This window comes from Limnohabitans sp. (genome assembly GCF_036804465.1).
Classification (GTDB): Bacteria; Pseudomonadota; Gammaproteobacteria; order Burkholderiales; family Burkholderiaceae_C; genus Limnohabitans.
Window position 1 is genome coordinate 1 of the sequence record NZ_DAIRSK010000027.1, and the last position, 18,297, is coordinate 18,297.

The 18,297-nt window shown below is 54.7% G+C and carries 16 protein-coding genes, 2 tRNA genes and 1 pseudogene; 13 read left to right on the plus strand and 6 right to left on the minus strand.

What is annotated here, in order from left to right:
- Positions 1-914, minus strand: a pseudogene (locus V7Q41_RS12585) (transcription-repair coupling factor); the annotation flags it as partial.
- Positions 915-972: 58 nt separating this feature from the next.
- Here V7Q41_RS12585 and ispD point away from each other — a divergent pair.
- Both ispD and ispF read left to right on the plus strand, forming a co-directional pair.
- On the plus strand, positions 973-1,683 hold the full coding sequence (ispD, locus tag V7Q41_RS12590) for a 2-C-methyl-D-erythritol 4-phosphate cytidylyltransferase (protein WP_333846275.1): 711 nt from the start codon (positions 973-975) through the stop codon (positions 1,681-1,683).
- Between the two features lie 28 nt (positions 1,684-1,711).
- Positions 1,712-2,194 (plus strand): 2-C-methyl-D-erythritol 2,4-cyclodiphosphate synthase, encoded by a 483-nt coding sequence (gene ispF, locus V7Q41_RS12595; protein ID WP_333846276.1) that lies wholly within the window; start codon positions 1,712-1,714, stop codon positions 2,192-2,194.
- Here ispF and V7Q41_RS12600 read toward each other — a convergent pair.
- Together V7Q41_RS12600 and V7Q41_RS12605 are read right to left on the minus strand one after the other, a co-directional pair.
- A complete protein-coding gene (locus tag V7Q41_RS12600; RefSeq protein ID WP_333846277.1) occupies positions 2,188-2,604 on the minus strand; it encodes a hypothetical protein in 417 nt (138 codons plus the stop codon). The genes ispF and V7Q41_RS12600 overlap by 7 nt on opposite strands.
- Before the next feature lie 97 nt (positions 2,605-2,701).
- Positions 2,702-3,484 (minus strand): 3-hydroxybutyrate dehydrogenase, encoded by a 783-nt coding sequence (locus V7Q41_RS12605; protein ID WP_333846278.1) that lies wholly within the window; start codon positions 3,482-3,484, stop codon positions 2,702-2,704.
- Between the two features lie 61 nt (positions 3,485-3,545).
- Between V7Q41_RS12605 and V7Q41_RS12610 the strand changes: the two genes are divergently transcribed.
- The 4 genes from V7Q41_RS12610 (at position 3,546) to rimO (ending at position 7,744) form a co-directional block, all read left to right on the plus strand.
- Positions 3,546-5,741 (plus strand): RelA/SpoT family protein, encoded by a 2,196-nt coding sequence (locus tag V7Q41_RS12610; protein ID WP_333846279.1) that lies wholly within the window; start codon positions 3,546-3,548, stop codon positions 5,739-5,741.
- A gap of 31 nt (positions 5,742-5,772) precedes the next feature.
- Positions 5,773-5,849, plus strand: a tRNA-Val gene (locus tag V7Q41_RS12615).
- A gap of 72 nt (positions 5,850-5,921) precedes the next feature.
- Positions 5,922-6,368: a polyhydroxyalkanoate synthesis repressor PhaR gene (phaR, locus tag V7Q41_RS12620; protein ID WP_333846280.1), complete on the plus strand. Its 447-nt coding sequence runs from the start codon at positions 5,922-5,924 to the stop codon at positions 6,366-6,368.
- Positions 6,365-7,744 carry a 30S ribosomal protein S12 methylthiotransferase RimO gene (rimO, locus tag V7Q41_RS12625; RefSeq protein ID WP_333846282.1) on the plus strand — a complete coding sequence of 460 codons (1,380 nt, stop codon included), beginning with the start codon at positions 6,365-6,367 and terminating at the stop codon, positions 7,742-7,744. The genes phaR and rimO overlap by 4 nt, the downstream gene beginning before the upstream one ends.
- A gap of 51 nt (positions 7,745-7,795) precedes the next feature.
- Here rimO and V7Q41_RS12630 read toward each other — a convergent pair.
- Positions 7,796-7,880: transfer RNA gene (locus V7Q41_RS12630), tRNA-Leu, on the minus strand.
- A gap of 49 nt (positions 7,881-7,929) precedes the next feature.
- Here V7Q41_RS12630 and rnr point away from each other — a divergent pair.
- Complete coding sequence (rnr, locus tag V7Q41_RS12635) at positions 7,930-10,152, plus strand: ribonuclease R (RefSeq protein ID WP_442918866.1); 2,223 nt, start codon at positions 7,930-7,932, stop codon at positions 10,150-10,152.
- Positions 10,153-10,169: 17 nt separating this feature from the next.
- Here rnr and V7Q41_RS12640 read toward each other — a convergent pair whose 3' ends face one another.
- Both V7Q41_RS12640 and V7Q41_RS12645 read right to left on the minus strand, forming a co-directional pair.
- The gene (locus V7Q41_RS12640) at positions 10,170-11,660 is read right to left on the minus strand and encodes an NAD(P)H-hydrate dehydratase (RefSeq protein ID WP_333846283.1); all 1,491 of its coding nucleotides are present in this window, start codon (positions 11,658-11,660) and stop codon (positions 10,170-10,172) included.
- Positions 11,657-12,913, minus strand: a complete 1,257-nt coding sequence (locus V7Q41_RS12645) for a D-amino acid dehydrogenase (RefSeq protein WP_333846284.1) — start codon at positions 12,911-12,913, stop codon at positions 11,657-11,659. Before V7Q41_RS12645 ends, V7Q41_RS12640 begins: the two co-directional genes overlap by 4 nt.
- A 215-nt stretch (positions 12,914-13,128) precedes the next feature.
- Here V7Q41_RS12645 and rpsB point away from each other — a divergent pair, with 215 nt between their 5' ends.
- The 6 genes from rpsB (at position 13,129) to ispC (ending at position 18,294) form a co-directional block, all read left to right on the plus strand.
- Positions 13,129-13,869: a 30S ribosomal protein S2 gene (gene rpsB / locus V7Q41_RS12650; protein ID WP_333846285.1), complete on the plus strand. Its 741-nt coding sequence runs from the start codon at positions 13,129-13,131 to the stop codon at positions 13,867-13,869.
- Between the two features lie 83 nt (positions 13,870-13,952).
- Positions 13,953-14,846, plus strand: a complete 894-nt coding sequence (tsf, locus tag V7Q41_RS12655) for a translation elongation factor Ts (protein ID WP_333846286.1) — start codon at positions 13,953-13,955, stop codon at positions 14,844-14,846.
- A gap of 78 nt (positions 14,847-14,924) precedes the next feature.
- Positions 14,925-15,647: a UMP kinase gene (gene pyrH / locus V7Q41_RS12660; protein WP_333846287.1), complete on the plus strand. Its 723-nt coding sequence runs from the start codon at positions 14,925-14,927 to the stop codon at positions 15,645-15,647.
- A 48-nt stretch (positions 15,648-15,695) separates the two neighbouring features.
- Complete coding sequence (frr, locus tag V7Q41_RS12665; RefSeq protein WP_333846288.1) at positions 15,696-16,256, plus strand: ribosome recycling factor; 561 nt, start codon at positions 15,696-15,698, stop codon at positions 16,254-16,256.
- Positions 16,257-16,261: 5 nt separating this feature from the next.
- Positions 16,262-17,098 carry a phosphatidate cytidylyltransferase gene (locus V7Q41_RS12670; protein ID WP_333846289.1) on the plus strand — a complete coding sequence of 279 codons (837 nt, stop codon included), beginning with the start codon at positions 16,262-16,264 and terminating at the stop codon, positions 17,096-17,098.
- A complete protein-coding gene (gene ispC / locus V7Q41_RS12675; RefSeq protein ID WP_333846290.1) occupies positions 17,095-18,294 on the plus strand; it encodes a 1-deoxy-D-xylulose-5-phosphate reductoisomerase in 1,200 nt (399 codons plus the stop codon). Before V7Q41_RS12670 ends, ispC begins: the two co-directional genes overlap by 4 nt.
- The last annotated feature ends 3 nt before the right edge of the window (positions 18,295-18,297 follow it).

Here is an 18,297-nt window from a genome sequence, read left to right on the forward strand (position 1 = left end):
TGCACCAAACGATAGCGGTCTTGGGTGTCTTGCCAAAAGCGTTGGAACACGGGCTCTAAATCGCCGTGCAACACCACGCTGGCCGATGTGCCAAGGTAGTCAAATACCGTGGCAGTTTCTTCAAAGAACAAAGGCAGGTAGTACTCTATGCCTGCCGTGGCCACACCGTTTCCAATGTCTTTGTAGATTCGGCTCTTGGTCGGGTCGCCATCCAGCATTTCGCGCCAACGGTTGCGAAACAGCGCACGCGCCGCATCATCCATCGGGAACTCTCGGCCTGGCAGCAGGCGCACTTCGGGTACTGGGTAGAGGCTGCGTTGGCTGTCCGGGTCAAAGGTGCGAATGGAGTCGATTTCGTTGTCAAATAAATCCACGCGATAAGGCACCAATGAGCCCATGGGGAAGAGGTCAATCAAGCCCCCTCGCACGGCATACTCGCCTGGGCTGACCACTTGAGTGACGTGGGTGTAACCTGCCAGCGTGAGTTGTGACTTGAGCTTGGCCTCGTCAAGCGCTTGCTTGACTTTGAAGTGAAAGGTGTAGCCTGCCAAGAACGCTGGCGGCGCAAGGCGGTACAGTGCAGTCGTGGCGGGGATCAGCACCACATCGGCATCGCCCTGCGAAATGCGCCACAGCGTGGCCAAGCGTTCGCTGATCAGGTCTTGGTGGGGTGAGAAACTGTCGTAGGGCAGGGTTTCCCAGTCAGGGAACAGCACACATCGCAAGTCGGGGGCGAAAAACGACATTTCGTCTTGCAGGCGTTGGGCATCCACGGCATCGGCGGTGATGATGGCCACACGTTGTTGCTTGGTTTTGTCGCGCTTGCCTAACTGTGCGAGCAGCAATGCGTCCGCAGAACCGACAGGGCGGGGCATGGCAAATCGTTTGCCGGGACTCAAGGAGGGTAGATGCATTGGTCTAATTCTAGAATGGGGGCTGGGCTTTCTTCACGATGGGTCTCAAAGCTATTCAATGTCCTTACACCTACCCACCCCTAATCGCTTCTTTGCCGTCATTCCTTGTGCGGGGTTTGGCAGCCGTGCAGGCACAGACAAGCCAAAGCAATACCAGTCCATCGCGGGCTTGCCCATGGTGGTGCATACGCTCAACGCTTTTGCTGGCGTGACCCGCTTGGCGCACGGCGTATTGGTGTTGGCGCCAGACGATGTGCACATGGATGGCGTGCTGGCAGCGCACCCGCAGCCTTTGTTTGAGGTATCGCGAACGGGAGGCCTGACACGCGCACAAAGTGTGCTGGCCGGTTTGCGTGAACTGGTCAGGCAAGGCGCGCATGACACCGATTGGGTCTTGGTGCATGACGCTGCGCGCTGTTTGGTCACGCCTGAACAAATCAACTTCTTGATAGATGCCTGCCAACACGACTCGGTAGGTGGCTTGCTGGCTCACAAATTGGCCGACACCTTGAAGGTGGAGTTGAATGGCCGAGTGGCTCAGACGGTAGACCGTGTCGACAAGTGGTTGGCGCAAACACCGCAAATGTTTCGTGCTGGTTTGCTGTTGCGTGCGTTGACACTTTCGGGCTCTGAATTGACCGATGAAGCCAGTGCCATTGAGGCACTAGGACTATGCCCGCTTCTGGTGGCCGGCACTGCGCAGAACTTCAAGGTGACCTACCCAGAAGATTTCGCTTTGGCCGCCGCTATTTTGAATTCGCGTCATTGACGCCATTGATTGAATGAAGGAGCACAAGATGACTCTACCCACATTTCGAATGGGTGAAGGCTGGGATGTCCATGCCTTGGTTGAAGGCCGCCCGCTCATACTGGGCGGTGTGCGCATTGAGCACACGCATGGCTTGCTCGGTCATTCTGATGCCGATGTGTTGCTGCATGCGATCACCGATGCCTTGCTCGGTGCTGCGGCGCTTGGGGACATAGGCAGGCACTTTTCAGACACAGACCCGGCCTACCACGGTGCAGATTCTTGGGTGTTGTTGAAAAAGACCGCAGAGTTGGTTCGTGCTGCAGGTTTTCAGATAGGCAACATCGACAGCACCGTGATTGCGCAAGCGCCCAAGCTAGCCAGTCACATGCCAGCGATGTGCCAGCGCATTGCGACGGCGTTGGACGTCGATGTGTCTCGTGTGAATGTGAAGGCCAAAACAGCTGAAAAAATAGGCCCTGTGGGACAGGGCCTGAGCATGGAGGCTCGCGCAGTTGCGCTGATTTATTGATGGTTAGAAGGCTTGGTGCTCAGTGCTGCCAAACCTTCCACCACTTCTCGCACCACCCGACGATGTTCGGGTTGCAGTGCAAAGTAGCGGGAAATCAACTGTTGGTCCACCAAGTTGATGCGGTCATCTGGCAAGGCTTCATCCGCTGGACGCGGCGGTGGTGTGCCAAACAGCAGGCCTTCGGGTGAAATCTTGAGCCACTTTGATAAGACAAGGAGTTTGTCTTGTTTGGGGATGGACACACCCATGAGCCAATTTCGCGCTGCATGGGAAGAGATTCCTTCCCCCCAATATCGCAAGTTGAACTCGTTTGCGACCACCGTTGCAGAGACTCGAACGCCCGCATCTTTAAGCGCAGCACGAAAACGATCTGCAAATTTGCTGGTTTCTTTTGGGTAGATTTGTGTCATACCTCAAAGGTAATTCATAAGTAGCCTTTTTATTTTATATACAAGTACAAAAATATTGAATAAATGTTAATAAAGACCCGCGCTTGGTCCCTTAACTTTATTGGGCAGTCCAGCCCCCGTCCATATTCCAAGCTACGCCGCGCACGTTGTTGGCGGCTTGAGAGCAGAAGAAAACAGCCAATTCGCCCAACTCTTCGGGTGTTGTGAACTGCATAGAGGGTTCTTTTTCCCCCAACAGCAGCTTGGTAGCCTCTTCGTTGGTGATGTTCAAGGCGTTGGCTTTGGCGTCGACTTGCTTTTGGACCAGTGGCGTCAGTACCCAGCCTGGACAAATGGCGTTGCAAGTCACACCCGAGGTGGCGTTTTCAAGTGCCGTGACCTTGGTCAGCCCTACGATGCCGTGCTTGGCAGCGACATAGGCTGATTTTTGGGCTGAACCCACCAAGCCATGAACAGAGGCCACGTTGATGATGCGCCCCCAGTTTTGAGCTTGCATGTAAGGCAAGGCCAACCGCGAAGTATGGAACGCACTGGTGAGGTTGATGGCGATGATGGCGTCCCAGCGCTCGACGGGAAAGTCTTGGACCGAAGCCACATGTTGAATGCCAGCGTTGTTCACCAAGATATCTACGCCACCAAAGGTGGTGGCAGAAAACGCCATCATGGCTTCGATGTCGGCAGCTTGACTCATGTCGGCGCCGTGATAGGTCACTTTCACGCCTAAAGCGGCAATTTCGGCTTTGGGGCCTTCAGTGTCACCAAAGCCGTTGAGGATGATGTTGGCACCTTGTCGAGCCAATGATTTGGCGATGCCAAGTCCAATCCCACTGGTTGAACCTGTGACCAAAGCTGTTTTACCGATGAGTGTGCGTTCAGACATTGTCAAAACTCCATGCATTACGATGAGAAAACAAATGACATTATGCGGTTCAGAGTCTGACATGAAACATAACGAAGAAGCGCAGTTGGGTTCACTCTTAGGTGATTCGCTGCAAGAGCTGCCTGAGCAGCCGGAGGCGTTGACAAGGGCGCGCGCTTTTGCACAGCCTTTGCTGATCGATGCGACCTTGGATTCGGGTGAGGATTCGCTGGCACATGCCGATGCCGTCACAGCCATCCTGCGTCAAATTGGTGGCTCTGAGGCGATGCAAGCCGCTTGCTATTTGGTGTATGCCGCCGAGCATTTGCAAAAACCCCAAGAGGTGATTGCCAAAGCATTCGGCGCGAGCTTCGCCGAGCTGGCGCTAGAGACAACGCGCTTGATTCGCGTTCAGCGCCAAGCACGTGCTGCGGCTGCGCAGGCGCAGTCGGTTGCGCCACAAACCGAGAACGTGCGCAAGATGCTGTTGGCTTTTTCGCGCGACCTTCGGGTGGTCATGCTGCGTTTGGCCTCGCGTTTGCAAACCTTGCGTTTCTACGCTGCCAGCAAGACAGATGTCCCGTACAGCTTGGCTTATGAGTCCTTGCATGTGTTTGCCCCGTTGGCAAACCGTTTGGGCATTTGGCAAATCAAGTGGGAGATGGAGGATTTGTCCTTCCGCTTCCTGGAACCCATCACTTATCGTGAAATTGCCGCCTTGCTGGACGAAAAACGTGTGGATCGCGAGAGCTACATGGTTCAGCTGCGCCAACACGTACAAGATCAGCTCAAGGAACAAGGTATTGACGCCCAAGTGGCAGGGCGGCCAAAGCACATCTACAGCATTGTCAAGAAAATGCGCGGCAAGTCTTTGGCTTTTTCAAACGTGTTTGATGTTCGTGCACTGCGCGTGTTGGTGCCTTCTGTGCCTGATTGCTATGCTGCCTTGAGCATGTTGCACACCCAGTTTGCACCGATCGATTCTGAGTTTGATGACTACATCGCCAAGCCCAAATCGAATGGCTACCAATCGTTGCACACGGTGGTGCGCGATGCCCAACAGCGGACGATTGAAATTCAAATTCGTACGCAAGAGATGCATGCCCATGCGGAGGACGGCGTGGCCGCACATTGGGCCTACAAAGAGGCGGGCACCAAAGGTTATGCTGGTGTGAGTGCCTCAGGTGATTACGACGCCAAAATGGCAGTTTTGCGTCAACTTCTGGCTTGGGAGCGTGAGCTGTCAGCCGATGCACAAAGCCAGGCCACCACCGACACACTGAGTGACCGCATTTATGTGCTCACGCCGCATGCTGCTGTGGTCGAGTTGCCCCAAGGGGGTACCCCCATTGACTTTGCCTACACCTTGCATACCAACCTGGGTCACCGATGCCGTGGGGCCCGTGTCGATGGGGCATTGGTTCCTCTGAACACGCAACTAAAAAACGGGCAGACCGTGGAAGTGACCGCCATCAAAGAGGGGGGGCCTTCTCGTGATTGGCTCAACCCAGAATTGGGCTTCTTGGCCAGTTCACGGTCACGCTCTAAAGTGCGTGCGTGGTTCAACGCGCAGGCCATGCAAGAAACAGCAGCCAAGGGGCGTGAGGCCGTGGAAAAGCTCTTGCAACGCGAAGGCAAGACCGCAATAAAACTGGATGACTTGGCCTCGCAGTTGGGATTCAAGTCTGCCGAGGCTTTGTTTGAGGTGGTGGGCAAAGACGAGTTTTCGCTGCGCAACATTGAAATCCTCTTGAACCCCCCTGCTAGCGCAGGGGATGCAGACGATTATGTGCGTCTGAAGAAGGCCAAGCCCAGCGACAAAACCTCTAAAAGTGGTGTGTTGGTGGTGGGCATTGATTCCTTGCTCACGCAACTCAGCAAATGTTGCAAGCCTGCGCCCCCAGATGACATTCGAGGGTTTGTGACACGCGGCAAAGGCGTGAGCATTCACCGCGCTGATTGTGGCAACTTTCGTCAAATGGCCATTCGCAGTGGCGACCGTGTGATTGAAGTAGATTGGGGTCAATCAGCGTCGGCGAAAGCCTTGGTTTATCCAGTGGATGTGAACATTGAGGCAGTGGACCGTCAAGGTTTGTTGCGCGATATCTCAGAAGTGTTTGCGAAAGAGAAGATGAACGTCATTGGCGTGCAAACCCAGTCCGTCAAAGACCTTGCGTGGATGACCTTCACCGTGGAAGTTGGCGATTCGCGGCGCCTGCAAAAAGTCATGGGCTTGGTCAAGGAAGTTCGCGGTGTGCGCACCGCAAAACGTCGTTGAAGTCTGCTATACTTTTTGCTTCGAACAATGTAGGCGCGTAGCTCAGTTGGTTAGAGCACCACCTTGACATGGTGGGGGTCGTTGGTTCGATTCCAATCGCGCCTACCAAATTGTTCCCCGTCAAGCCCGGCACTGTTTGAACAGTACTGGGCTTTTCTCTTTAAACGGGAGCTGACTTCGATGAGCAGCAAAAAATCAACGACTTTTGATGACTCGCAAGACCGATTGATCAAGAAGTATCCGAATCGGCGCCTGTACGACTCCGCGTCGTCTAGCTATGTGGCCTTGGCGGATATCAAGCAACTGGTGATGCACAACACCCCGTTTCGGGTGGTTGATGCCAAGTCAGGGGAAGACCTGACACGAAGCATCTTGTTGCAAATTATCTTAGAGCATGAATCCCACGGGGCCCCCATCCTGACGGAACAAGTACTGGCCAACATCATTCGCTTTTATGGGCATTCGATGCAAGGCTTCATGGGTTCATATTTAGAGAAGAACGTGCAAACTTTCATGGACAACGTCCCGCAGTTGCCTATCGTGCCCACACTGATGAGCAGCTATGCCGAGCAACTGAAAAAACAAACTGAACAGATGATGGATGTGATGGGGCTGAAACGCAAATGACTGAAGTAACTACTCCTAAAGTTGGCTTTGTGAGCTTGGGCTGCCCCAAGGCCTTGACCGACTCTGAATTGATCTTGACGCAACTCAGCGCCGAGGGCTATCAAACCTCTAAAACTTTCGCTGGCGCTGACTTGGTGATCGTCAACACCTGCGGCTTCATTGATGACGCCGTGAAAGAAAGTTTGGACACCATTGGCGAAGCCCTGGCCGAAAACGGCAAGGTCATCGTCACAGGTTGTCTGGGTGCACGCCAAGCCGATGGTGGCGTGAACCTCGTGAAGCAAATGCACCCCAGTGTGTTAGCCGTCACTGGCCCACACGCCACCCAAGAGGTGATGGATGCGGTGCACGCGCATTTGCCCAAGCCACACGACCCCTTCATTGACTTGGTGCCTAACAGCTTTGGTGAGGCTGGCGTGAAGCTCACGCCCAAGCACTATGCGTATTTAAAAATCAGCGAGGGGTGCAACCACCGTTGCACGTTTTGCATCATCCCATCCATGCGTGGTGATTTGGTGAGCCGCCCGGTTGGTGATGTGCTCAAAGAGGCTCGTGCTTTATTTGAAGGCGGCGTGAAAGAACTGCTGGTGATCAGCCAAGACACTTCAGCCTACGGCGTGGATGTGAAGTACATCACAGGTTTTTTTGATGGCCAGCCGATCAAGACGCGCACCTTAGAACTGTCGCAAGCCTTGGCCAAATTGGCTCAAACCTATGGAGCTTGGGTGCGTTTGCACTACGTGTATCCCTACCCCAGTGTGGATGACATCATTCCCTTGATGGCTACCGGTCATGTGTTGCCCTATTTGGATGTGCCTTTTCAGCACAGCCATCCCGATGTTTTGAAGCGTATGAAGCGGCCTGCCAGCGGTGAAAAGAACCTCGAGCGCATTGCGCGTTGGCGTGAACTTTGTCCGCAAATTGTGATTCGCAGCACCTTCATTGCAGGTTTCCCCGGCGAGACAGAAGAAGAGTTTGACCACTTGCTGAACTTCGTGCGTGAAGCCGAAATTGACCGCGCGGGTTGCTTTGCCTACAGCCCCGTGGACGGTGCTGCTGCCAACGACATTGCAGGCATGTTGCCAAAAGAAGTGCGTGACGAGCGACAAGCGCGCTTCATGGCAGTGGCAGAAGAGGTGTCGATTGCCAAGCTCAAGCGACGCATTGGCCAAACTATTCAAGTGTTGGTCGATTCAGCGCTTGCGGGCGGGCGCAAAGGCGGCGTAGGCCGCAGCTATGCCGATGCGCCTGAGATTGACGGTGTGGTCAAGCTCTTGCCATCTGAAAAACTCAGCAAAGTTTTAAAAGTTGGCGAATTCACCCGTGCCAAAGTGGTGGCGACAGATGGTCATGATCTTGTCGCATTACCGATTTAAATTAACAAAAACAAAAGCCACCTCAAATGGTGGCTTTTAATTGACTTATATTGGTGCCCAGGAAGGGACTCGAACCCCCACGATGTTACTCGCTAGTACCTGAAACTAGTGCGTCTACCAATTCCGCCACCTGGGCATTTCAGGAAAGAGAGCATTGTATCAAGAATTCCGTTCAGACCAGTGGATTGCTGGAAGAGTTTGTCGGCACCGTCTCGGGTCACCGTGATGGACATGGCTTTGTGCAACGAGACGATGGTGCGCCTGACATCTTTTTGCCACCCAACGAAATGCGTGCCGTTTTGCACCGCGATCGCGTCAAAGCCCGCGTTGTTCGTCAAGATCGAAAAGGCCGTCCCGAAGGGCGTGTGGTTGAAATTTTGGAGCGCTCTAAACAGCCCATTATTGGGCGTTTGTTGCAAGAGAGTGGTGTGTGGTTGGTGGCGCCTGAAGACAAGCGCTATGGCCAAGATGTGTTGATCAACAAAGGTGCGACAGCCAAGGCCATGGTCGGCCAAGTGGTGGTGGTTGAATTGACCGAGCCCCCCAGTTTGTATGGCCAACCAGTGGGCCGCATCAAAGAGGTGCTGGGCGAGGTGGATGACCCCGGCATGGAAATCGAAATTGCTGTTCGCAAGTACGGCGTGCCTCATGAATTCTCTGACGCTTGTTTGGCGATGGCTCGCGGACTGCCCGACAAGGTGCGTCCCCAAGACAAAAAAGACCGCGTGGATTTGACCGATGTGCCTTTGGTCACCATCGATGGCGAAGATGCGCGCGACTTTGACGATGCTGTGTATTGCGAGCCCACCAAAGTGGGCAAGGGCAAAGGTTGGCGTGTGTTGGTAGCCATTGCTGACGTGAGCAACTATGTGGAAACCGGCAGTGCGATTGATGTCGACGCCTATGACCGCGCCACCAGTGTGTATTTTCCGCGTCGTGTGATTCCGATGCTGCCCGAAAAGCTCTCAAACGGTTTGTGTTCATTGAACCCTGATGTCGAACGCTTGTGCATGGTGTGCGACATGATGATCAATGCATCTGGTGAGGTGGAGGCGTATCAGTTTTATCCCGCTGTGATGTTCAGCCATGCGCGTTTCACCTACACCGAAGTGGCGGCTATTTTGTCGAACACACGCGGGCCAGAGGCTGCCAAGCGCAAAGACCGCATTGACGATTTGCTTCATTTGCACGATGTGTATGGTGCCCTGAACAAAGCCCGCCGTGCACGGGGTGCAGTGGACTTTGAAACCACCGAAACACAAATCGTGTGTGACGAAAGCGGCCGCATCGACAAAATCGTGCCGCGTGTGCGCAACGATGCCCACAAATTGATTGAAGAGGCCATGTTGGCCGCCAACGTCTGTAGCGCTGACTTCATCTTGCAAAGCAAGCACCCTGGCTTGTTCCGTGTCCACGAAGGTCCATCACCGATGAAGATTGATGTACTGCGTGGCTACCTCAAAGCAACTGGCGTGGGTTTGACGGTGGGTGACAAGCCCAAGCCGGCAGAGTTTCAAGCGATCGCCGAGGCCACCAAAGAACGCCCGGACGCACAGCAAATCCATTCGATGTTGTTGCGCTCCATGTCTCAAGCGGTTTATACGCCTGACAACAACGGCCACTTTGGTTTGGCCTTTGATGCCTACACCCACTTCACCAGCCCCATTCGTCGCTACCCTGACTTGTTGGTACATCGGGTGATCAAGGCCATTTTGCTCAAGCGCAAATACACCTTGCCAGCGTTGCCAACCCCAGGCGAGGCGCATGCCAAACTGGCGCGTCGTTTGGCATCTCGCGTGCGAGAGCCAGACAACACATTGATTGGAAAAGTCAAGCCTTCGATTGATCTGCAAGCGTGGGAGGCCGCAGGCTTGCATTGCAGTGCCAACGAGCGCCGCGCCGATGAGGCAAGCCGCGACGTCGAGGCTTGGCTCAAGTGCAAATACATGCGTGAGCATTTGGGCGAAGAATATGGCGGTGTCGTGAGTTCGGCGACCAGCTTTGGTTTGTTTGTGACCTTGGATGCCATGTATGTGGAAGGCTTGGTACACATCACTGAGCTTGGTGGTGAATATTTCCGCTTTGACGAAATGCGTCAAGAGCTGCGCGGCGAGCGCACAGGCATTCGCTATGGCATTGGCTCGCGCGTGCGCATTCAGGTCAGCCGCGTGGACCTCGATGGTCGCAAGATTGATTTTCGTTTGGTACGCGAGGCTGATGAGCTGTTGCCGCGCAATGGCAAAGATGCTGCTGGTTCATCCATGCAAAATTTCAAGAGCGCGGTTAAAAAAGCGTTTACCAAAATAGGTGGCAAGGACGGCCGTGGCGAGCCCAAGTCTGCTTCCGTCGCACCGCGCAAATCGGCTGAAAAAAAAGCGGCAGCCAAAAGCCGACGCTCTCGCAAGTGACGCGTTGCTCTGGCGGCCTAGCTTGAGCGTACCGATGCTGCCAGTCCCGCAGCATCGAGCGGTGGCCCATCATTTGGCCATTCATCGGCCACATGACCGTGTGCAAACACTGCGTGGCAAGCGGCTTCAAACACATCGTCACTGCGTGCGATGTAAGCGCCCATCAAACCTGCCAGCACATCCCCAGTTCCAGCACTTGCCAACAAAGCATTGCCCGAGCCGTTGATGACGGCGCTGCGGCCCGGGCTTGCAATGATGCTGCCTGAGCCTTTGAGCACGACAGTGCATTCAAACGTGTCGGCCAGACCTTGCGCTGCTTGCAAACGGTTGCTTTGCACGTCTTTGGTTGTGCAATGCAACAGCCTTGCGGCTTCCAGCGGGTGCGGTGTGAGTACGGTAGGTTTTTGGCGTTGGCTGCGTTTTTTGAGCAAGATTTGCAACGAGGTGTCAACAGCAATCGCATTCAACGCGTCGGCATCTAGCACCAATTTCTCTGACGATGACAGCACGGTGTGCAACAAGGCATGCATGCCGTCGCCGCCTCCGCAGCCGCATACCACCGTGGATGTTGTGAGATCCAACGCAGCAACTTGGCGCACCATCAACGCAGGATGTGCCGCTGTGACGGCATGATGTGCCGCCTCATCCAACAAGCCCAGCAGCACACGGCCTGCGCCGCCATGCAGCGCAGCTATACCCGCTAGCATTGCTGCGCCCGCCATGCTTGGCGCGCCGCCCACCACAGACACATCGCCAAAGCTGCCTTTGTGGCTGTTGTGTGGTCGGTTGGCGGGAGCATCAACATGTTGTTGCAGCCAGGCGGCTGGTTGCGGCAAAGGCGCTACGCCTAAGTCGTTGAACCACACTTGGCCAGCAGCATCTTGGCCGTGCGCCGTGAACAGGCCTGGTTTGAGCGTGAGCAGGCTCAACGTGTGGCGTTGCGGGCATACATGACTGCCCTGCGCTGGCGAAAGGCCTATCCATTCACCTGTGTCTGCTAACAAGCCTGTAGGAATATCCACACACAAAACGGGTACCTCACTGGTTTGAATAGCATCGAGCCATTGCGCCATCAAACCTTCGGGGCTACGTTGTGCGCCGATCCCAAGTAGGGCGTCGATGGCGAGGTCAAACGCTAGGGGTGGATGCTGCAAAAAGGTCACGCCTGCTGATTTGGCGCGAGTCCAGGCTTGCTTGGCATCTGACGAGGCTTTTTCCTCGCTGCCAAGCCAAGTGACGATAGGTTTTTTGCCCCAGGCTTGTAAATGAACGGCTGCCTCTAGCCCGTCGCCGCCATTGTTGCCGTGGCCGCAAGCTATCCACACCTGATGTGCATGCGGCGCAATAGCCATCGCGAGTTGCGCAGTGGCTAGGCCTGCGCGCTGCATCAGCGCGTAGCTTGGCAGTTCCGCCCGAGCTTGGTGTTCTAAAGTGAGTGTCTGCGCAACGCTGTGCAGTGGCCATCGGTCTTGGCTATTGATGTGTTGCGTCAGGCCTGATGTTGTCATCGCCGCAGATTCAATCGCTCAAGGCCCAAGCCTTGCAAATCGATGTCAGGGCTTTTGCCATTGATGCTGTCTGCCAACACACGTGCGCTGCCGCAGGCCAAGGCCCAGCCGCTGGCACCGTGGCCCAAGTTGAGCCAAACCCCTGAGACGCCGCTGGCACCAACGAGCGGCGGGCCATCGGGCAGCATGGGTCGTGCGCCTTTCCACACTTGCACGTTGTCTTGCGTTCGTGCAGCACCTGGAAACCAGTGGTCGAGCACACGGTAAAGCGTTTTGATGCTGGCAGGGTTGTGGCGTTTGGCGTTGCCGCCAATCTCAGAGCCGCCTGACACGCGCACACGATGGCCCAATCGGCTGATGGCCACTTTGTATTGCTCATCAATGACGCCGCTGCGAGGCGCATCCAGCGGTTCGCGCACGGCAGCGCTGATGACGTAGCCATGGACGGCAGCCAAAGGGATGCGCAGCCCTAAAGGCCTCAACAGCTGCGAGCTGGCAAGCCCTGCGCAAACCACCACCGCTTGAAACGTCTCGCCCGTCTGATCCTCAGTGGTGCGAATGGTGTTGGGCTGGGCCTTGGAGAGCGGGAGCACGCTCGCGTTGAAGTGAAAGTTCACACCCAAAGTTTCTGCTTCGCTTTTGAGCAGCAGCGTGAATTGGCGGCAATTGCCCACTTCATCTTCAGGAAAATGAATGGCTTGTGCCAGGAGGGCTTGTGGGTCGAGCGCAGGCTCAATCACGCGAGCCTCTTGATCGCTCAGCGTTTTGAAACTCAGGCCGGCGTCCCGCATCACTTGCAAGCTGCCTTGCATGCGTTCAATATCACGTGCTGAGCGCAGAAGAACCATCAGACCTTGGCTTCGCTCATGTTCCAAATTCAGGGTGTCAGTCAGTGTGCGCATGCGGTGGCCGCTGTACTCGGCCAAGCGTAGTATGTTGGTGCGATTGCGCGCAAACGTGGCGTTGTCGCAGGCTTTGCGCATCTGCCACAGCCACTTCCAATCGCCCATGCTGGGGCTTGAGATGCGCAAGGGTGTGTCGCGTTGCCAGAGGTGAGTTAGCACGTGTTTGATCATGCCGGGATGCGCCCAAGGTGCGGCGTATCCTGCTGAGGCGATGCCTGTGTTGGCAAAACTGCCTTCTTCGGCGGCCGCGCCGTGACGCTCAAAAACGCTGACCCGATGGCCCATAGCTGCCAATTCATAGGCGGTGGTGATGCCAATCACGCCCGCACCAATCACAGCGATATTCATGAGCGAAACCTTGCTAAAGGAAGCTGGTTGGGGTAAGGAGGTATGAAGGGCTGTGCTAGAATCATTGGGTTTTTCCGAGGTAGGGGGTTTGCCTCGCGCTCGGACAAACATCACTCGCAAACCAGTCCAATTAAGGTGTTGCCAAGAGTTTTAAAGAATTAAAACTTGCGGTGATGATGGGCTGGATTTTAGACCCAACCTTCGGAGTTTTTATTATGTCAGTCACTATGCGCGATATGCTGGAAGCAGGCGTCCACTTTGGTCACCAAACCCGCTTCTGGAACCCCAAGATGTCACCGTTCATCTTTGGTCACCGCAACAAAATTCACATCATCAACTTGGAAAAATCGTTGCCGATGTTCCAAGATGCCATCAAGTTCGTCAAGCAATTGTCTGCGAACCGAGGCACCGTGTTGATGATCGGCACCAAGCGCCAATCTCGCGAAATCGTTGCCGCAGAAGCACACCGTGCTGGCGTGCCTTATGTTGACCAACGTTGGTTGGGCGGCATGTTGACCAACTTCAAAACGGTCAAAACATCCATCAAACGTTTGAAAGACATGAAGATCCAGCAAGAAGCTGGCTTGGACACCTTGTCTAAAAAAGAACAGCTGATGTTCAAGCGCGAAATGGAAAAGCTCGAGAAAGACATTGGCGGCATCCAAGACATGGCGGTATTGCCTGATGCGATCTTTGTCATCGACGTCGGTTACCACAAAATCGCCATCGCTGAAGCCAAGAAATTGGGCATTCCGTTGATCGGCGTGGTGGACTCCAACCATTCACCCGAAGGCATTGACTACATCATTCCAGGCAATGACGACTCGTCAAAAGCTGTGACTTTGTACGCTCGCGGTATTGCAGATGCGATCATCGAAGGCCGTGCCAACGCTGCCAACGACTTGGTCAAAGCTGTGACTGAAGGCGATGAAGAGTTCGTTGAAGTTGCTGCTTAATCACGCGGCCCAAACTTGAAAAGGGGCTTGTGGAGCCCCTTTTTCACACCCAAATTGTTTTGAACTGAAGACGGAGAAATTAAATGGCAGCAATTACCGCAAGCATGGTCGCTGAGTTACGTGCAAAAACCGACGCACCCATGATGGAGTGCAAAAAAGCTTTGACTGAGGCCGAAGGCGACATGGCCAAAGCAGAAGAGTTGCTGCGCGTCAAGCTCGGCAGCAAAGCTGGCAAGGCCTCTAGCCGCGTGACCGCCGAAGGTGTGGTGACCAGCTTCATCACGGGCAACACGGGCGCTTTGTTGGAAGTGAACTGCGAAACCGATTTCGTGACCAAGAACGACAGCTTTTTGGCTTTGGCTCAAGCGGCCGCCAAGTTGGTGGCAGAGCACAACCCAGCCTCGATCGAAGCCTTGGGCGCTTTGCCTTATGCGCAAGACAGTTTTGGTCCTACCCTTGAAGACGTCCGCAAAGGCTTGATCGGCAAGATTGGTGAGAACATGAGTTTCCGTCGTTTCAAGCGTTTTGACGGTGCACACAAGCTGGCTTCTTATTTGCACGGCACGCGCATTGGCGTGTTGGTTGAGTTTGATGGCGACGAAACAGCCGCCAAAGATGTGGCCATGCACGTGGCTGCGATGAAGCCCGTGGCATTGACCAGTGCCGATGTGCCTGCCGACTTGATCGAAAAAGAGCGCTCGGTCGCTGCAGCAAAAGCGGCTGAATCTGGCAAGCCTGCTGACATCACGATCAAGATGGTGGAAGGTTCTGTGCAAAAGTACCTCAAAGAGGTGTCTTTGTTCAACCAAACGTTCGTCAAGAACGACAAGCAAACCGTGGAACAAATGCTCAAGGCTGCCAACACGCAAGTGGCTTCTTTCACTCTCTATGTGGTGGGCGAGGGCATTGAAAAGAAGGTCGACGACTTCGCTGCCGAGGTGGCCGCACAGGTCGCCGCCGCCAAGCAGTCTGCTTGATCACACAGGGGGCTTAGGCTCCCTTTTTGATTTTCCTCTCGCACATCAATTTACACCTACACATCAAGGAGCCTTTTCATGACCTCACCCAAGCCAGCCTACAAGCGTATTTTGCTCAAGCTGTCCGGCGAGGCCTTGATGGGCGATGATGCGTTCGGTATCAATCGCGCCACCATCGTTCGCATTGTGGATGAAGTGGCTGAGGTCATGGGCCTTGGTGTCGAAGTGGCCATCGTCATTGGCGGAGGCAATATTTTCCGTGGTGTAGCAGGTGGCTCTGTCGGTATGGATCGTGCCACGGCTGACTACATGGGCATGTTGGCTACGGTGATGAACTCATTGGCCTTGGCTGATGCCATGAACAAGACTGGCCTCACGGCGCGAGTCATGTCAGCCATTGCGATTGATCAAGTGGTCGAACCCTATGTACGCCCCAAGGCGTTGCAATACCTTGAAGAGGGCAAAGTGGTGGTGTTTGCTGCCGGTACAGGTAACCCTTTTTTCACCACTGACACAGCCGCTGCTTTGCGCGGTGCAGAGATTGGTGCTGAAATAGTGCTCAAGGCTACCAAGGTGGATGGCGTTTATTCAGCTGACCCGCAAAAAGACCCCCATGCCACGCGTTACACCGAACTCAGTTTTGACCAAGCCATAGGTCAAAACTTGGGCATCATGGACGCGACAGCATTTGCCCTGTGCCGCGATCAAAAATTGCCCATCAAGGTGTTTTCTATTTTCAAAAACGGTGCGCTCAAGCGCGTCGTCTTGGGAGAGGACGAGGGCACTTTGGTGCACGCGTAATTTCCCCAGTTTTTCGACCCACTCCCTGCGCTGCTTCAGGAGCACAACATGACCATCGCTGACATCAAGAAAACCACAGAAACCAAAATGGGCCAGTCCATCGCGGCCTTCAGCAATAGCTTGACCAAAATACGCACGGGTCGTCCCAGCCCTTCGTTGCTGGACACCGTGCAAGTGGACTATTACGGCTCGATGGTGCCGATCAGCCAAGTGGCTAACGTGTCTTTGCTGGACGCCCGTACCTTGAGCGTGCAACCTTGGGAAAAGCCCATGGGTGCCAAAATTGAAAAAGCCATTCGCGACAGCGATTTGGGCTTGAATCCCTCGTCCATGGGTGAGTTGATTCGGGTGCCCATGCCGCCCATGTCGGAAGAGCGCCGAAAAGAGTTGACCAAAGTCGTTCGCACCGAAGGTGAAAATGCCAAAGTGGCTGTGCGTAATTTGCGTCGCGATGCCAATGAGTCTGTGAAAAAGTTGGTGAAAGACAAACTCGCGTCTGAAGACGACCAAAAACGCGCAGAAGCCGATACCCAAAAAATAACTGACAGCCACATTGCTGAGATTGACAAACTCATTGCTGGCAAAGAGCAAGAAATCATGTCGGTCTAAGCTGGATGTTGAAGCAACGCGTCATCACTGCGCTGGTCTTGTTGGCGCTCTTGTTGCCCGCCTTGTTGGCCGACGCTGCAGAACCGTTGGCAGGCCTCACTCTTGTTCTCATTGCTGCTGGTGCGTGGGAGTGGGGGCGTTTGAATGGTTTTGACATGCGAAGTGCCTTGCGTGTGTCAGCCGTGTGCGTGATGCTGTGTCTTTTTGCTTGGTCTGCCCGTTGGGCGTATGAGTCGCCCGCCAATATTTGGACCATCACAGGGGCTGCTTGGGTGTTCGTTGCCGCTTGGTTGATTCGCCATGGCATCAGCCGTTGGGTTTTGATTTCACGCTGGTTGCGTTTGACGGTCGGTGTGTTGGCGTTGTGGCTGTCTTGGGTTGCCATTTACCAAGCCAAGGTCATCGGCGTGAATTTCTTATTGTCTTTGCTGATGTTGGTTTGGGTCGCAGACGTCGCCGCTTATTTCTCTGGCCGTGCTTTTGGCCGACGCAAACTTGCACCGGCCATTAGCCCAGGTAAAAGTTGGGAAGGTGTGTGGGGTGCCATGGTGGGCGTGTTGGTCATGGCCTGTGTTTGGATTTGGATTGACACGCAATTCGCTTTGGATAGTCAAAGTTTGTACACCCTTTTATACCGCCGTGGCGCAGCGTTCCTGGTTGTAGCTGTGCTTTTCTTGACCATGATGAGTGTGGCAGGTGACTTGGTCGAGTCTTTGGTCAAGCGCAGTGCTGACATGAAAGACAGCAGTCACTTGTTGCCTGGACATGGCGGTGTTTTGGACCGAGTGGACGCGTTGCTGCCCGCTTTGCCCTTGGCCATGATGTTGGTGCAATCGGTATGACAAACAAGCTCCTCAGAATCACAGTGCTGGGCTCAACGGGCTCCATTGGTACCAATACCCTAGACGTTATTGCGCGACACCCCGACAGGTTTGAGGTGTTTGCCCTCACCGGTGCGCGCCAAGTGGACTTGATGTTGCGCCAATGCGCTCAGTTCAAACCCCGCTATGCGGTGATGGTGTCTGATGATGCCGCCCAGCAACTCAAAGACAAAATTCAAGCAGAGGGCTTGCGCACGCAAGTGCTCTTGGGTACAGCGGCATTAGACGAAGTGTCATCGCATCCAGAGGTCGATGTCGTGATGGCTGCGATCGTGGGGGCTGCAGGTCTGTCGCCGTGCCTAGCGGCCGCTCGTGCTGGCAAACGTTTGTTGTTGGCCAACAAAGAAGCCTTGGTGGTTGGTGCCGAGGTGTTTTTAGATGCCGTCAAACAAGGTGGCGCAACGCTGTTGCCGATTGACAGCGAACACTCAGCTATTTTTCAGTCCTTGCCAGAAGATGCGCTGACTTGGGAGACGCGCGTCGAGAAAATCATCCTCACAGCCTCTGGGGGGCCCTTTCGCACCCGAGCAGTGGCGACGCTCAAAGACGTCACACCAGAGCAAGCTTGCGCACATCCCAATTGGGTGATGGGCCGTAAGATTTCTGTGGACTCCGCCACCATGATGAACAAAGCGCTGGAGGTGATTGAAGCCCGCTACTTGTTTGGCCTGCCGCCGGAGCGTTTAGAGGTGGTGATTCATCCACAAAGCATCATCCATTCCATGGTGCAGTACCGTGATACATCGGTGCTAGCCCAGTTGGGATCGCCTGATATGCGGGTGCCGATTGCCTATGGTTTGAGCTGGCCTGAGCGGATGGCATCAGGTGCCCAAGCCTTGGATTTTCACGCTTTGTCTGCCATGACTTTTGAAGCCTTGGACGACCACGGACACCCCGAGCGCTTTGCAGGCATTCATTTGGCGTGGACGGCACTGCGTGGTCCGCGCGGCACAACGGCGGTGCTGAATGCGGCCAACGAAATTGCGGTCGCCGCATTTTTAGAGCGTCGCATACGCTTTGATCAAATTCATGATGTGAATCAAAACTGCATGGCGCATTTGTCACCCTCTGCGCCACACAGTTTGGATGATTTGTTGGCCTTGGATTCCCAGGCCCGTGCCGTGGCTGAAGATGCCGTGCGTTTGTTGGCCAAGTAAGCC

Coding starts and splice junctions, on each gene's coding strand:
- ispD (WP_333846275.1), top strand. CDS start 973: ATGTCCTTACACCTACCCACCCCTAATCGCTTCTTTGCCGTCATTCCT.
- ispF (WP_333846276.1), top strand. CDS start 1,712: ATGACTCTACCCACATTTCGAATGGGTGAAGGCTGGGATGTCCATGCC.
- V7Q41_RS12600 (WP_333846277.1), bottom strand. CDS start 2,604: ATGACACAAATCTACCCAAAAGAAACCAGCAAATTTGCAGATCGTTTT.
- V7Q41_RS12605 (WP_333846278.1), bottom strand. CDS start 3,484: ATGTCTGAACGCACACTCATCGGTAAAACAGCTTTGGTCACAGGTTCA.
- V7Q41_RS12610 (WP_333846279.1), top strand. CDS start 3,546: ATGAAACATAACGAAGAAGCGCAGTTGGGTTCACTCTTAGGTGATTCG.
- phaR (WP_333846280.1), top strand. CDS start 5,922: ATGAGCAGCAAAAAATCAACGACTTTTGATGACTCGCAAGACCGATTG.
- rimO (WP_333846282.1), top strand. CDS start 6,365: ATGACTGAAGTAACTACTCCTAAAGTTGGCTTTGTGAGCTTGGGCTGC.
- V7Q41_RS12640 (WP_333846283.1), bottom strand. CDS start 11,660: ATGACAACATCAGGCCTGACGCAACACATCAATAGCCAAGACCGATGG.
- V7Q41_RS12645 (WP_333846284.1), bottom strand. CDS start 12,913: ATGAATATCGCTGTGATTGGTGCGGGCGTGATTGGCATCACCACCGCC.
- rpsB (WP_333846285.1), top strand. CDS start 13,129: ATGTCAGTCACTATGCGCGATATGCTGGAAGCAGGCGTCCACTTTGGT.
- tsf (WP_333846286.1), top strand. CDS start 13,953: ATGGCAGCAATTACCGCAAGCATGGTCGCTGAGTTACGTGCAAAAACC.
- pyrH (WP_333846287.1), top strand. CDS start 14,925: ATGACCTCACCCAAGCCAGCCTACAAGCGTATTTTGCTCAAGCTGTCC.
- frr (WP_333846288.1), top strand. CDS start 15,696: ATGACCATCGCTGACATCAAGAAAACCACAGAAACCAAAATGGGCCAG.
- V7Q41_RS12670 (WP_333846289.1), top strand. CDS start 16,262: ATGTTGAAGCAACGCGTCATCACTGCGCTGGTCTTGTTGGCGCTCTTG.
- ispC (WP_333846290.1), top strand. CDS start 17,095: ATGACAAACAAGCTCCTCAGAATCACAGTGCTGGGCTCAACGGGCTCC.